Below are 14,591 nucleotides of genomic sequence, written 5' to 3' on the forward strand. Positions count from 1 at the left end.
CCCAGCGAGGGAGCGAGACATGCCTGCCCCGAACACGTTCCACATCGGACTGGTGGTCCCCGACTACACCGGTCAGCTCAGCCCGATGGCGACGCTCGGCAGGGAACTGCTCCGACGCGGCCACCGGGTCACCCTGGTCTCCCTGCCGGACGCCGGGACGAGGTCGTTCACGGCCGGGTTCGCCTTCGCACCGATCGGCGAGCGCGAGTTTCCGGTCGGCACACTGGCCCGCTTCTCCGAGGAACAGGGCCGGCTGACCGGTCTGGCCGCGATCCGTTTCATCGTCCGCGGTTACGTACGGGAGGTCGAGGTCCTCCTGCGGGACCTACCGGGGCTGGTGCAGCGGCACGGCATTGACGCGCTGCTGGTGGACCAGGTCTACGGCGCGGGCAACTCCGTCGCGGAACACCTCGACCTTCCGGTCGTGAACGTCTGCAACGCGCTGGCGCTGAACACCGAGCCGGGTGTACCGCCGTTCATGACGGCGTGGCCGTACCATCCCTCACTGCTCGCGCGCGTGCGCAACATGCTGGGCGACCAGGTGATCGCCTGGGTCATCCGGCCGGTGGTGCAACGGATCAACGAACGTCGCGCCGCATGGGGCCTGCCGCCGGTCAAGGGAGTCAACGACGGCTCGGACCTCGCCCAGATCACCCAGCAGCCGCCGTTCTTCGACTTCCCGCGCACCCGGTTGCCGGACACGTTCCACTACACCGGGCCGTTCCATGACGAGGACAGCACCGAGCCGGTGTCCTTCCCGTGGGAAAAGCTCGACGGTCGCCCGTTGATCTACGCGTCGATGGGCACCCTCCAGAACCGCCTCCCGCACATATTCCGGGCGATCGCCCAGGCGTGCTCCGGACTCGACGCGCAACTGGTCGTCTCCCTCGGCAGCACGGATGTCGAGCCGCCGGCCGACCTGGCCGGCAACCCGATCGTGGTGCGGTACGCACCACAGCTCGACCTGCTGGCGCGGGCGTCCCTCGTCATCACGCACGCCGGAATCAACACCACGCTGGAGTCCCTCGCCCACGGCGTGCCGATGGTCGCGCTACCCGTGGGCAACGACCAGCCGGGCGTGGCGGCCCGGCTCAAGTACCTCGGCGCGGGCGAGTTCATCCCGGTGCACAAGGTGACTCCGGGGCGGCTTCGTGCGGCCGTCGACAGGGTGAGCGGCGACCCCGCCTACCGGGCGAAGGCCCAGCACTACAAGCGCAGGATCGCGGAGTTGGACGGCGTACGGCGCGCGGCCGGCATCGCGGAGCAGGCGTTCCGGACGCGCCGGCCGGTACGCCGACAGGAGTTGTCCGACACCACGGAGGGTGGCCGCCGATGACACAGCAGGCGGGCCGCATGGCCCGGCAGTTGCCGACGCTCAACGGGTTGCGGGGGATCGCGGCCGTGACGGTCTTCTTCTCCCACACGACGTTGTTCGGCTTCTTCGCCGACGACCGGATCGACGACTGGTGGTTCGCCGTCCTCAGCCGGACCGGCTCTGCCGCCCTCGGCTTCTTCTTCATCCTCAGCGGCTTCGTCCTGACCTGGTCGGCTCCGGAGCACGAGCCGAAGCGCCAGTTCTGGCGCCGCCGGGCCGCCCGGATCCTGCCGAACCATCTGGTCGTGTGCGCCGTGGTCGTCGTTCTCATGGTCCTGATCCGGGGCGGCGCGCCGCTGTGGCCGACGCTGGCGAACATCACGCTGGTGCAGAGCTGGATTCCGGACGAGTTCATCTTCAACGGAATCAATCCGCCGAGCTGGTCGCTGAGCTGTGAGATCTTCTTCTATGCGTCGTTCCCGTGGCTGCTCGCCGGGTTCCGGCGGCTCTCCGCCGCCTGGCTCTGGTGGATCGCCGGTGGCATCGTCGCCGCGATGCTCGTCGCCCCCGTCGTCTCCACGGCGTTCCTTCCCGCCGAGCCGACGTACACCTATGCGGATGCGGCATTTCCGCAGTTCTGGTTCGTGCAACAGTTTCCGCTGATCCGGATGCTGGACTTCCTCCTCGGGATCGTCATCGCCCGGCTCGTCATGCAGGGCCTGTGGTTCCGGCTGAGCCTGCCCGCCGCCGCACTTGTCACGCTGGCCTTCTACGGCGTCTCCGAAGTCGTGCCGCTGCTCTACTCGGTCGTCGCGGCGATGGTCGTCCCGCTCGCGCTGCTGGTGGCCGCCGCAGCCCGGGCCGACGTCGAGGGGCACCGCTCGCCACTGCGCGGGCCGGTCGCCGGCTGGCTGGGCGACACGTCCTTCGCCTTCTATCTCATCCACATCCTGGTGCTGTACGGCGCCGGCAACATGTCCCCGGAGGGCTTCGGTGTCGCCGCTGCGCTGGCCGTCATGGTCGGCGCGTACCTGGTGACGCTCGGCCTCGCGTCGCTGTTGCACGTCAGCGTGGAACGGCCGATGATGCGCCGGTTCGCCAGGCCCCGCAGGCGTGCCGCCGATCCCCGGCCCGCCGCGGTGACTGGCGCTCCACCAGCCGTCGAGGCGGTGCCCGCCGCGAAGGGCGAAGGGTCGCGGGTCACGTAGCGACCGACCCTCACCGGAGCCGGACGCGCCCTGGCTGACCCCGTCGGATCAGCCAGGGCGCCGGTTCACCGGACGGTCAGCGTGGCCCGGACCGCGCCGGCCGGACGCAGAGTGACCATCGGTACGAGCTCCAGCCTCTCGTCGCGCGTGTCGACGCGATAGCGGGCGAGCAACGCGCTCAGCAGTACGGTCATCTCCAGCAGCGCGAAGTGTTCCCCGATGCAGCTACGCGGCCCGCCACCGAAGGGGAAATACGCATAGCGCGGCCGCTCCTGCCGGCCGAGGAACCGGTCGGGCTCGAAGCGCTCGGGGTCGGGCCAGAACTCCGGGTGCCGGTGCGTGACCCAGGGAGCGAGTACCACCTTGGTGTTGGCGGGAATCCGGTGACCGGAGACGACGACGTCCGTCTCGGACATCCGCTCCATGCTGTACACGGGCGGGTACAGCCGCATGCCTTCCAGGACCGCGGCCCGCACCAGTTCCCCGTCGCCCGTGGCGGCCTCGGCCGCGACCCGCTCCTGCACGTCGGGATGGCGGCCCAGCAGGTGCATGGTGAAGGCCAGCCCGGCCGAGGTCGTCTCGTGGCCGGCGAGCAGGAACACCAGGACCTGGTCCCGGATCTCCTCGATGGACAGCGCCTGCCCGGTCTCCGGATCCTCGGCCGCGAACAACCGGCTGAGCAGATCCTCCTTACCCTCCCCGACCGCCCGGCCCTGTCGATCGGCGATGATGCGGTCGACGATTTCGTACTGACTCGCGCGTACCTGCCCGATCCGGCGTGCCCGCGGCGTCGGCCAGCTCAGCGGCAGCTTGACCACCTGCAGGGCGCGCGCCAGCGCGAGGTCGCCCAGAATCGGCATGAGCTCCTGCAGACGGGGCACGACCTCGTCGATGTCGTCGCCGAACAGCGCCCGGCCGACGACACGCATGGTGTAGCGCTGCATCACCTGGTAGAGGTCCACGACGGATCCCGTGGTGAGCGCCATGTCGTCGGCGACGCGGGCTGCCTCCTCGGTCATCAGCTCGGTGTAGCGGGCCACCCGGCGCGGCGTGAACAGCGGTTGCAGCGTCCGCCGCTGTCGCAGCCACCGGTCTCCGTCGCTGGTCAGCAGGCCCTCTCCGATGAACTCGCGGAGGATCTCGTACGCGCTCGCGCGGCGGCTGAACACCTGCGGCGTGGTGAGGACCTGGTGGATGCCGTCGGGGTGGTGCACGTTCACCACGTCCATGCTGACGGCGCGCGGTCCCTGGGGCAGTCCGACGTGGTACGCCACCACGTCGCCATACGTGTGGAAGCCGTCCAGAATCGTGCCCAGCAGGTCGCGGCGCAGCGCCGGCAGCATGCCGAGGAGCGGATGCCCGGCCGGACCCGGCACGACGGCGGCCTTTGACAATTGCGTCGTCACGATGATCCCCCGTTCGATCGATCGACGTACGTCGACCATGTTTCCACGTGCCGCGCCGAGACGTCGACCGACCGGGTGCGCAACGCGACGCGGCCGGGCGCGGACGCCGGGGACGGCGCACACACCCGGCCGCGATCAGGCCGGCCACTACTCACCAGGAGCGGTACGAGGCCCAGTCGAAGTCCGCGTATCCGCCTTCGGCGCCCAGGTCCTGTACCCAGAGGCCGACGAACGCGCCGGTGAAGCCCCAGCCCTCCGGCTCACCGTCCACGAGCGTCGCCGCGTACTCGTCGGACAGGATGGTGGCGTCCAGTTCCGCCGGCAGCCCGATCCAGTGCGCCGCGCCGGCTGGTTGATAGGCGAACGTGACACGGGGACCGTCGAAGGTGACCCGCAGCGTGATCTCCCCCGCTTCCGGCAGTTCGACGCGGCACGCGTCGTGCATGGCCCGCCGGCCGTTGTCGGACGACATCACCTCGAGTACCGGCTGCCCGTCGTCGTCGGCGGTCACGTAGGCGAAGTGCCAGTTGCGGGTGTTGTAGTAGGCGGTGACGCCGGCGAGCTGGCGGTAGTTGGCCGGCTCGAAGCGCATGTGCGCGGTCAGCTCGCACTGCTGCGCGGTCACACGGCGCGCGACCAGGCTCGGACGCTGGCGGCCGACCGGCGACTGCCCGCCCTGGATCCGCAGGTACGACGGACGCGACGTGAGGTCCACCCAGTCCGCAGTGGCGGGGCGGCGCAGCGTCGACCACTCCGGGCCGAGCACCGGCCCGGTGAAGTCGTCCCGGTCCTCCGTCGGATCCTCTGCCGGCTCGGCTTCGCCCGGCACCGGCACCGTCACCGCCGGTACCCCGCCCTCGATGCGCGGCCACTCCCCCTCCGGCCACTGCACGGCCTGGATCGCGGTCTCCCGGCCGAGCACGCACCGGCCGAGTGGGGTGTACGGCCGGGCGGTCAGGTGCGCCAGGTACCAACGCCCGTCCGGCGTGGACACGAGACTGCCGTGGCCGGCCTTCTGCAGCTCCAGCTCGGGACGACCGTGCGAGGTGAGCATCGGGCCGGCCGGATCGACCTCGTACGGCCCGAACAGGCTACGCGAGCGGGCCACTGTCACCTGGTGCGTCCAGGACGTGCCACCCTCCGCGGTCACCAGGTAGTACCAGCCGTCCTTCTGGTACAGGTGCGGCCCTTCGGTGACGCCGACCGTGGTGCCGTGGAAGATGACCCGTTCGGCGCCGACGAGGCGACGGGCCTCACGGTCGTACTGCTGGATCTGAATGCCGGCGAACCGGTCGCGGCCGGGCCGCCAGTCCGCGGTCATCGACAGCATCCAGGTCGTGCCGTCCTCGTCGTGGAACAACGCCGCGTCGAACCCGCGCCCGTGCAGCACCACCGGATCCGACCAGGGCCCGGCCAGGTCGGACGCGGTCACCAGGTAGTTCTGGGGATCCCAGTACCCGCTGGCGAAGCTGGCGACGTCGGCGTAGAGGAGATGGAACTCGCCATCCACATAGGACAGATCGGGCGCCCAGACGCCACAGGAGTCACCCGCTCCGGTGAGGTCGAGAAGACGCCGCTCGGTGAGGACGCCGCCGAGCGGGCGCCAGTGCACCAGGTCGGTCGAGTGGTGCAGGCGGACACCCGGGTACCACTCGAAGGTCGACGTCGCGATGTAGTAATCGGTGCCGACGCGCAAGATCGACGGGTCGGGGTTGAAGCCGGGAAGAACCGGATTTCGGATCAGACGGCCGCGCACCTCGCCGCCGTGGGGCCCGGCTGTTTCGGGGCTCTTTGTTGCGGTCGTCATGTCGCTTCTCCGTAGCGGTAGCTTGTCGAAAGTTTCGGCGAACTTCGATCGCCCGACCGGCACAGACTATCCGTTGAAGCGTTCTAGTGACAATGTCGACGACCAGTACATCTGTGTTCTGTTAGCGCTTTCTGTTTCCGGAACTTCTTCCGATAGTTCATCCCGTCACCCCCTCGGCGGCCCCGCAATGAGAGCCCGGCCCGGCCCTGCTTCCGACGGCCGGGCCGGCCCGAGAAAGCCCGGGCCGGCCCAGCCGGTGACGTGGTGGCGCCAGGCGGCGCGCGGTCAGACGCTGATCCGGCCGGCGCCGGCGCCCGCCGTCACGACGGACTTCACGTCGCAGGCGGCGTCCATCGTGTACGGGTACGGGATGCCGGCGACGCTGCCGCCGGCCTGCCCGGCCCCCGAGTTGACGAAGCAGTTGTTGCGTGCGACCAGGGATCCGGGGCCGGAGGAGCCCTCGCCCCGGTGGTAGGGGTCGGCGGTGTTCTCGAAGTAGTTGCCCTCCACGAGCACCCCGGCGTTCATCGTCGACGCCACGCCGTAGCCGCCGACGTTGCTGTAGAGGTTGTTGTAGACGTGGACCGGGTTGCCGAAGCGCACCCGCGGGTGGCGCTGGTTGGAGCCGTCGAACCAGTTGTGGTGGTAGGTGACCCGGAGGTGCCCGACGTCCTGGCTGCCGTTGTCGTCGCTGTGGCCCAGCAGCATCGACTTGTCGTGACCGTAGACGCGGTTCCAGGACACGGTGACGAAGTCGGAGCCGCGCTTGATGTCGACAGCGCCGTCGTACCCGTTGGTGAAGCTGTTGTGGTCGATCCAGATGTTGGTGGCCGACTGCTCGACGTTTATGGCGTCATCGTTCCAGTTGCGGAAGTTCAGGTTGCGGACGATGACGTTGCGGTCGCCGCTGACGGTGAATCCGCAGCCGGAGATCGTCGCGCCGGCGTTGCCGAGGATCGTCTTGTTGGAGCGGACCCGCAGCATGCCGGAGCAGGAGATCGTGCCGGAGACCCGGATCACCGCGGCGCTGGACGACCCGAGCGCGCTGGACAGGGCGGACGCGCTGGTCACCGTCGTGACGGCGGCGTTGCCGCCGCCGGTGGTGCCGCCGTTCTGGGTGGCCCAGCCGACCAGCCCTGTCTGGGGCGTGCCGGGGCTGCCAGCGCCGATCGGCACCAGTTGCCACTGCTGGTTCCACCCGTTGAGGTCGGTGTACTGGCTGATCCGGGCGCCGTCGGCGGTCGACCGCTCCCAGACCTCCAGGGCCTTGCTGGAGTGCCTGTTGATCAGGCGGACGTAGCCGCTGTCCGAGTCGAGGACCCGGAACTGCTGGTTCGTGCCGTTGAGGTCGGGCCACTGCCGGTACTCGGCGCCGTCGGCGGTGTTCCACTCCCACAGGTCGATCACCTTGCCGCTGTGGCGGGCTCGCAGGCGGTAGTAGCCGCTGCCGGAGGAGACGAACTGGAACTGCTGCCACGCGCCGTCGTTGCGGGACCACTGCTGGATCACCGCGCCGTCGGCGGTCGAGGTGTCCCGGACGTCGAGGACCTTGCCGCTGTTGCGGTTGACCAGCACGTACCAGGCGCTGGTGTCGATGGTGGCGGCCTGCGCCGGCGGCGCGGCCACCGCCGCCACGCCGATCGCGCCGGCCACCGCCGCCACCAGGGCCAGCACCAGGCCGGCCCGCCGGGGCCGTCGGGCACCGGGCGGCGACGTCACTGCGGGGTTGAGCATCGTGGACCTCCAAAGGGGGTACGCCGGTTTGCGGGCGCCTACTCCAGGTGGAAGGTGGCAGTGGCCCGGTCGGCGCTGGTGTCCACCGCTTCGAGCTGGAGCAGTCCGTCGCGGTGGCGGACGTACCGGCCGCTGTAGTTCTGCGACTCCAGCGAGAGCGCCTCGGGCGCGGCCAGGCCGGGACGGCGCTGGAAGCTCGCGTCGTTGTCGAACAGGGCGGAGCCGTCGTCGCGTTCGACGTAGAGGGCGAACGCGCGGTGCCTCAGGTAGTAGCCGGGGAAGTTCGTGGACTCCAGCGACACCGATCCGCCGCCGGCGAGGCCGGGGACGATGCGGAACTGCGAGTCGGCCAGCTTCGTCACGTTCGGCTCGACGCGGGCGCGGTAGTCGTAGTGCCGGACGTAGCTCGTCGTCAGGTCGTGTGACCGCAGCCGGACCGGGGTGGCCCCGTCGGGCACGGGGATGCCGAAGTTCGGGGTGCCGTCGGCGTTCCAGTACAGCTTCTGGATCCGGGTCCGCCGGTTCGGGTCGTTGAGCGGGTCGCCGCTGATGTCCCGGTAGTTGCGGTCGTGGTAGACCAGGATGTCGCTCTGCCCGTCCTCGGAGACGGTGAAGGAGTTGTGTCCGGGGCCGTACTGGCCGGTGGCGGCGCTGCTGGCGAACACCGGGGTCGGGCTCTTGCTCCAGGCGGCGGCGTCGAGCAGGTTCGCGCCGGCGGACGCGGTCAGCATGCCGAGGCAGTAGTTGGCGTCGGTGGCGCTCGCCGAGTAGGTGAGGAACACCCGGCCGTTGCGCTGGATCACCGTCGGGCCCTCGGCCACCCGGTAACCCCGGGTCTCCCAGTCGTACGTCGGCACCACCAGCCGGGTCACCGTGCCGGTGATCTGCCACGGGTTGGCGCCCATCCGGGCGAGGTAGACGTTGGAGTTGGTGGAGATGCCGGGTTCCTGCTGGGCCCAGGTCAGGTACCGCACCCCGTTCACGACGAACGTGGAGGCGTCCAGGCTGAACGTGTCCCACGGCGTGGTGATCCGGCCGCGTTCGGTCCACGAGCCGGACAGCGGGTTCGCGCTCGCGTTCTCCAGCACGTACATCCGGATCCGCCAGACGTCGTCGGTGCGTCCGGCGGCGAAGTAGACGTACCACTTGCCGTCTATGAAGTGGATCTCCGGCGCCCAGATGTGGGCGCCCATCTCTCCGCTGGTGTGCCGGCGCCAGATCGTCGTCTCCGCGGCGCCGGCCAGTCCCTGGAGGGTGGTGGCCCGCCGGAGCACGATCCGGTCGTACTCCGGCACCGTCGCGGTCATGTAGTAGTAGCCGTCGGTGTGCTTGACGATGTGCGGATCGGCACGCTGGTTGACCAGCGGGTTGGTGTGGTTCACCGCCGGTGCGGCCTGCGCGGGTCCGGCCACCGGCAGGCCGGCGGTCACGGCGATCGCCGCGAGCGCCGCGAGCGCCGCGAGCGCCGCGGCCAGCATCGGCCGCAGGCGACGGCGTGCGGGCGCCGCGCCGGCCCGGTGGGCCGTGCGGAGCAGGTGTCGAAGCGGCATGTGCCCTCCCAGGTGGGCCAGGTATCGGGGGTGGTCCCGGGTCAGTAGACGTAGGGCCAGGCGTCGGCGTCGTAGCCGATGCGGTTGACGCCGAGCAGCGACGCGCCGTTGTCGGCGTAGTAGTGGTAGAAGAGGACGTCGCCGTCGGTGTCGGCGAGGACCGCCTGGTGGCCGGGCCCGTGCACGCTGCCGTGCGAGGCGAGGATCTGGGTGCCGCCCCCGGCGAGCATGTCCCGGCCGGCGCGGTCCAGGAACGGCCCGGTCGGGCTCGCCGAACGGCCGACCATGATCCGGTACGTGCTGGCGGCGCCCTGGCAGCATCTGTCGAACGAGACGTACAGGTAGTACCAGGCGCCGCGCTTGACCAGGACCGGCGCCTCGATGCCGGGGCCGTAGTTCGCGAGACCGTACATGGCGGTGCCGAGCCGGCGCCCGGTGGCCGGGTCGATCGGGATCATCTTGATGCCGGACCAGAACGAGCCGAAGGTGAGCCACCAGCGGCCCTGGTCGTCGACGGTGAGGTTCGGGTCGATGGCGTTGAAGTCGTCGGTGGTCCGCGACTCGACGACCAGCCCCTCGTTGGTCCAGCTCCCGGAGGCTCCGGTGGCGCTGGTGGCCAGGAAGATCGCCGAACGGTTGGAGCCGAAGGTCGACGCCGAGTAGTACAGGTGATAGCGCCCGTTGCGGTACGACAGGTCGGGCGCCCAGAGGTTGCGCGCGCCACCCGTGTACGTGGTGGTCCACGGCGCGCCACCGGGGAAGACGGTGCCCGCGTTGCGGAAGGCCACCCGGTCGGTGGAGGTCTTCAACGCGATGTCGTCACCGGTGTGCGCGACGAGGTAGGTGCCGTCGGGTCGTCTGACCACCGTCGGGTCGTGCACGCCGATGTCGCCGGTGACCCGGCCGGGCTGCGGATACGCCGGCGCCGGAGTGGTGGGTGCCGGGGTGGTCGGCGTCCCGCCGCCCAGGCGGATCAGCTGCCACTGCTGGTTGCCGCCGTCCAGGTCGGAGTAGCCGGCCAGCCGGCCGCCGTCGGCGGTCGACCAGCCCCACACGTCGATCACCTTGTTCCACTGGCGGTTCACGAACCGCACGAACCCGCCCGCGGAGTCCTGCAACCGGAACTGCTGCGTGGCCGACGACCTGTCGGTGGACTGCACCAGCTGGGTGCCGTCGCTGCCGCTCGGCAGTTCCAGCACCTTCCCGCTGTGCCGCGACCGCACCTTGTAGAAGCCGCCACCGGCGTCCACGAACTGCCACTGCTGCACCGCGAGGTCGTTGCGCGTCCACTGGTTCACCGGCGCGTTCTCCGCCGTCGACCAGTCGTACAGGTCCATCGCCTTGCCGCTGTGCCGGTTCACGAACACGTACGACGCGGTCGTGTCCACCGTCGCCGCCGACGCGGGCGGCACCCCGGCCAGCGCCCCCGCGCCGAGTGCCAGGGTCGCCGAGACCACCACCGCAACCGTCCGCGTCGTCTGAGCGGTCCGTGCCACCGAAACCTCCCGCGCTTGGTCGCTTCCGCTCCCGAGATCACGAGACGGGGCGAGCGATCATGGCAGCGGCGTTACGTCCGGGTTACCAGTCATGTTTTCGATAACATAGACGGCTGTCAAGGTAATCGAGGGGTCGAAGCTTCCCGAAGGCTTTTCTGTGGCCGGATGGCGACCCATGCCGGGACACTGCCTCGGCATTGGTTAGCGTTAACAGACCTGGCGGATCGGCCCGGGTGGCGCCGGGTCTCCGGCGGTCACCGAGGCTCGGACGGGCCCCTGTCGCCCGCGTCCACCATGGTGACGGGGGTGCCCAGCTCCACCGTGCGGGACACGGTGCAGAGCCGGTCGTGTGACTGCCGCAGAGATCGGGGCAGCGCCTCGCGGGCCCGGTCACCGTCCGCGCCGGCCGGAAACGCCACCGCGAAGGTGACGGTGAGGTTCTCCATCCGGTTGCCGGCCTCCGGGTCGCGGATCTTGTCACCGCTCACCGTGACGGCGAACCGGGTCGGTTCGGCGCGCCGGCTGGTCACCAGGTCGACGTCGACGGCGGTGCAGCCGCCGAGCGCCGCCAGCAGCAGTTCCACGGGCGTGAAGGTCGCGTCCTCCCCCGTACCCATCGACAGCTCGCCGCCACGGGCGTTGCGCACGACGTACCTGCCCACGCTGGTGCGCTCGATCTCCACCGACCGGAGCGTGTCCTCACTCATGCGACGAACCTACCGAAAGCGCTCCGCGAACGTGCGGTAGACCGGTGTGCCCGGCAGCCCGTCGCGCACGGCGAACACCACGAGGTCGAACCGGTCGACCACCCGGAGCGCGTCGGCGAACGCGCCGGCCACCACGGCCGGGTCGTTGCGGAACACCCCGCACCCCCACGCGCCCAGCACCACTGTCCGATGCCCGTGCGCGGCCGCCACCTCCAGCACCCGCCGGGCCCGCCGGCCCAGCACCGCCGGCACGTCCGGCGCGCGCTCCGGCTGGTTGCGCACGATCGCGCCCAGGTTCGGCGCCGCCGCGGTCAGGAAGGACGTCGTGTACGGCCGGTCGAGCAGGTTCCCCTTGTCGTCACGGAACACCGGCACGCCCGGGGAGTAGACGACGCGGTCGCTGTAGCGCAGATCCCGTTGCCCCCGGTGGAAGGCATAGAAGTCCGGGGCGGCGAGCAGACAGGGATACAGCGCCGACGAGCGGGCGATGCTCTCCTCCTGCGCCTTCGCCCCGCCCAGGAACCCGCCACCCGGGTTCTTCGCCGACGCGAACACCAGACACGCCGCGCCGGGTCCGAGCCGGCGGGCCGCCTGCAACGTCGACTCGTACGTCACCTCGACGGTGTCGGCGCCGGGCTTCGCGCCGTCCAGGTGGAGGACCTCGTCCGGCAGGTGCTCACGGGTGCCGTCGACCGCGGCGCTGACCGCTGCCTCGATCGCGATGTCCTCGCCGGCGCTGTTGCGGTAGCGCCCCGACTCGGCGATCGCGACCGTCTGCCGGGCGATCTCGCGGAGACGGCTGCTCATCCGGAACGCCCGTCGATGTCGTACATGATCGGCAATCTAGGCAGCCGTCACCGCGACGGGCAACCGATTAGTGACCTCCGCTCCGGCCACGTCGCCTGGTGCGACCGGGCGACGAGGGGGCCACCACGATGGACCGCGCCTTGCTAATGTCCGCCCAACCATTGATTGGCGTCATTCATACGGGGGTAGGCATGGCCAACCATGGGCACGACAGGCATTTCAGCAGATTCTTACGAGCTACGGCGCTCGCCGTCTCGCTCATCCTCCCCGTCGGCCTGGTGAGCCAGCCGGCTGCCGAGGCGACTCCGGCCGAGCAACTTCCCGCGTGCGCGGACCCGTCGGTGCCGGAGGACGTCAACCACGCCTCCATCCGGCTCGAAGGGCCGACGACCGGGACCGAGGTCGCGGTTGACGAGCACGGGAAGATCGCTCTCAGCGGCTTCCTGCACAAGAACGCCACCATGGTCGACGTCTCGGTCGGCCGGCTGACCACCACCGACATCACCCTCGGGCCGCCGCCGGCCGGTGTGTCGGACTGGTCGGCGTCGTGGACCGCCAGTCTTCGCCCGGCGGAACTGGGCGAGAACGAGGTGTGCGCCCGCGCCGAACGCGAACCCGGACGCTACGCCCGGATCCTGCGGTCCGTCACCGTGGTGGACCTGCTCCCGCCGAGCGCCGTCCCGGACCTGACCGTCGGCGCGATCACGGCGACCACGGCCAAGGCGACCTGGGGCGAGGCCACGGACAACTACGGCCTTGCCGGGTACGAGATCACCGTCGACGGCGGAACCCCGCACCGGACCACCATCGGCACCCGGTCGTACTCCATCACCGGGCTGTCGCCGTCCACCAACCACACGGTTTCCGTGGTCGCCGTCGACCTGGCCGGCAACAAGTCCGCGACCCGCGCCACGGCGTCCTTCACGACGGCCGCCGCCCCGCCGCCACCGGATCCCGACGCCGACCTGGTCCTCGACCCGGAGCAGGGTGCCGCCACGGCAACATGGCATCCCGACCCCGCAACCGAGACCAGCTACCGCGCCTACCTCGACGGCCAGTTGTACGACGAGTTCTCGCTGACCCACTTCTGCCAGGACGCCGACGGCAATCCGGCGAACCCGTGCACGGCGGGTAACAGCATCGTCCTTCCGATCGGCCCCCTGGAGGAGTACACGCCGTACACGTTCCGGGTCGAGGCGCTACGCGCCGACCGCACGGTGGCCCGTGAGCTCTCCGCCGACTTCACCACCATGATCAATACGGACGAGGTGTCTCCCGCCGCCACCCAGCAGGCGGCAAGCGAAGGCTCTCAGTGCGCCGGGAGCGGCGGAGACTTCTACCTCGCTGCGGACTCGCGTACCAGTGTCACGGTGCCGGCCGGCAGCACGGAGCTGTTCCCGGGCTGCTACACCGTCTCGAACGACAGCTGCCTGGACGCCTTCCTACCGCCGTCCGGGGAGAAGCTCGTCAACTGCGCGGACAGCCTCACCCAGCTTCTCTTCTCGGCGGCACCGCCCGGCCGTGGTCCGGTGATCTCCTCGGTGGACCCGGTCCCCGGTCGCGTCTCGACGCTGTTCGATCCGGGCAATGCGACGATGCCGATCACCTGGTGCGCCCAGAACACCACCACGTGCACGCTCGTGCTGGCGCCTGCCGCGCAGGCCGTCCGGCTCGTCGCAGTCGCGCCCGCTGCCGCCGTCGGCACCTCCTGGGTCGTCGTCGCTCTCTCGGGAATCGGCATCGGACTCGCGCTCTGGGCGCTGCTCGAGATCCTCTTCCCCGGTCAGATCGGCATCCACGGCATCCTCGAGTACCCGATCCGCCACGACACCGACTTCGACACGTTCGAGAACTGGGGCGCGGACGAGGGCGAGTGGTACAACAGCTTGAAGATCTACGCGGAGGTGATCAAGACGACGAAGCTGGTGGCCGACCGGGACGGCATTCCCTTCGCCTGGACCAACGCCGAGGACGGCCGGCTCAAGCGGATCATCGATGCGGCGTGCACCGCCCAGCGTGGCACCCAGGGTACGGCCGGCTGCGACAACGGCTTCGCCGTCTACGTCCCCGGTGGCGTGTCCTACGACCTCCGGCCCATGAAGGAGACCGGGACCCACATCGTGACGGCGATGGGTGACGGTGGATATCCGCAGCCACCGACGCGGGCCCAGTGGTTCTACCCGGCTCGCAGCCAGGGCGGTCGGGCCGCCATCGACGCCGGCTATCCACGCCGGTGGTTCAACACCCATTTCACGCCGAACGAGTGCACCGGGCGCGCGCCGGGAACCGTGTGCGACGAGTTCCCGTTCTGGGTGACCAACCAGGCGGTGAACCTGTCGGGCGAGCGCGCTTCCCTGAAGCCGGTTCCACCGTCGGAGTCGAGCCCGCAGGGCACCGAGATGTCGGCGTTCTTCCGCAAGTGCGAGGTCGCCGACGGAGAGCGGTTCATCGTGCTGCCGGTGAAGCCGTGGGTCGCGGCGAACGGGCCGAGCTTCGGGTTCCGGGTCAGTGAGGGCGGGGCCAGCATGTGCATGAGCCCCAAGCCGGCGGCGGCTCCCTGA

At 70.2% G+C, this 14,591-nt stretch carries 10 protein-coding genes; 3 read left to right on the plus strand and 7 right to left on the minus strand.

The window, feature by feature from the left end:
- The first annotated feature begins 19 nt into the window (after window positions 1-19).
- Both J3R08_RS20070 and J3R08_RS20075 read left to right on the plus strand, forming a co-directional pair.
- Window positions 20-1,336 carry a glycosyltransferase gene (locus J3R08_RS20070; protein ID WP_043322978.1) on the plus strand — a complete coding sequence of 439 codons (1,317 nt, stop codon included), beginning with the start codon at window positions 20-22 and terminating at the stop codon, window positions 1,334-1,336.
- On the plus strand, window positions 1,333-2,523 hold the full coding sequence (locus J3R08_RS20075) for an acyltransferase (RefSeq protein WP_043322976.1): 1,191 nt from the start codon (window positions 1,333-1,335) through the stop codon (window positions 2,521-2,523). Before J3R08_RS20070 ends, J3R08_RS20075 begins: the two co-directional genes overlap by 4 nt.
- Before the next feature lie 65 nt (window positions 2,524-2,588).
- Here the strand turns inward: J3R08_RS20075 and J3R08_RS20080 are convergent, their stop codons facing one another.
- The 7 genes from J3R08_RS20080 to J3R08_RS20110 all read right to left on the minus strand — a co-directional run bounded on the left by J3R08_RS20080 (window position 2,589) and on the right by J3R08_RS20110 (window position 12,030).
- On the minus strand, window positions 2,589-3,929 hold the full coding sequence (locus J3R08_RS20080; RefSeq protein ID WP_158629871.1) for a cytochrome P450: 1,341 nt from the start codon (window positions 3,927-3,929) through the stop codon (window positions 2,589-2,591).
- A gap of 151 nt (window positions 3,930-4,080) precedes the next feature.
- A complete protein-coding gene (locus J3R08_RS20085) occupies window positions 4,081-5,736 on the minus strand; it encodes a glycoside hydrolase family 43 protein (RefSeq protein ID WP_181373695.1) in 1,656 nt (551 codons plus the stop codon).
- Between the two features lie 285 nt (window positions 5,737-6,021).
- Window positions 6,022-7,470, minus strand: a complete 1,449-nt coding sequence (locus J3R08_RS20090; protein WP_209962437.1) for an RICIN domain-containing protein — start codon at window positions 7,468-7,470, stop codon at window positions 6,022-6,024.
- A 38-nt stretch (window positions 7,471-7,508) separates the two neighbouring features.
- Window positions 7,509-9,020, minus strand: coding sequence for a family 43 glycosylhydrolase (locus J3R08_RS20095; protein WP_209962439.1), 1,512 nt, complete (start codon window positions 9,018-9,020; stop codon window positions 7,509-7,511).
- A gap of 41 nt (window positions 9,021-9,061) precedes the next feature.
- A complete protein-coding gene (locus J3R08_RS20100) occupies window positions 9,062-10,516 on the minus strand; it encodes a family 43 glycosylhydrolase (protein WP_166456172.1) in 1,455 nt (484 codons plus the stop codon).
- Window positions 10,517-10,770: 254 nt separating this feature from the next.
- A complete protein-coding gene (locus J3R08_RS20105; protein ID WP_209962441.1) occupies window positions 10,771-11,223 on the minus strand; it encodes an OsmC family protein in 453 nt (150 codons plus the stop codon).
- A 9-nt stretch (window positions 11,224-11,232) separates the two neighbouring features.
- Complete coding sequence (locus tag J3R08_RS20110) at window positions 11,233-12,030, minus strand: TIGR02452 family protein (RefSeq protein ID WP_209962444.1); 798 nt, start codon at window positions 12,028-12,030, stop codon at window positions 11,233-11,235.
- A gap of 191 nt (window positions 12,031-12,221) precedes the next feature.
- Here J3R08_RS20110 and J3R08_RS20115 point away from each other — a divergent pair, with 191 nt between their 5' ends.
- A complete protein-coding gene (locus J3R08_RS20115; RefSeq protein WP_104112255.1) occupies window positions 12,222-14,591 on the plus strand; it encodes a fibronectin type III domain-containing protein in 2,370 nt (789 codons plus the stop codon).

The organism is Micromonospora sp. HB375, assembly GCF_017872985.1.
Taxonomy (GTDB): Bacteria; Actinomycetota; Actinomycetes; order Mycobacteriales; family Micromonosporaceae; genus Micromonospora; species Micromonospora chalcea.

Coding starts and splice junctions, on each gene's coding strand:
- J3R08_RS20070 (WP_043322978.1), top strand. CDS start 20: ATGCCTGCCCCGAACACGTTCCACATCGGACTGGTGGTCCCCGACTAC.
- J3R08_RS20075 (WP_043322976.1), top strand. CDS start 1,333: ATGACACAGCAGGCGGGCCGCATGGCCCGGCAGTTGCCGACGCTCAAC.
- J3R08_RS20085 (WP_181373695.1), bottom strand. CDS start 5,736: ATGACGACCGCAACAAAGAGCCCCGAAACAGCCGGGCCCCACGGCGGC.
- J3R08_RS20090 (WP_209962437.1), bottom strand. CDS start 7,470: ATGCTCAACCCCGCAGTGACGTCGCCGCCCGGTGCCCGACGGCCCCGG.
- J3R08_RS20095 (WP_209962439.1), bottom strand. CDS start 9,020: ATGCCGCTTCGACACCTGCTCCGCACGGCCCACCGGGCCGGCGCGGCG.
- J3R08_RS20105 (WP_209962441.1), bottom strand. CDS start 11,223: ATGAGTGAGGACACGCTCCGGTCGGTGGAGATCGAGCGCACCAGCGTG.
- J3R08_RS20110 (WP_209962444.1), bottom strand. CDS start 12,030: ATGAGCAGCCGTCTCCGCGAGATCGCCCGGCAGACGGTCGCGATCGCC.
- J3R08_RS20115 (WP_104112255.1), top strand. CDS start 12,222: ATGGCCAACCATGGGCACGACAGGCATTTCAGCAGATTCTTACGAGCT.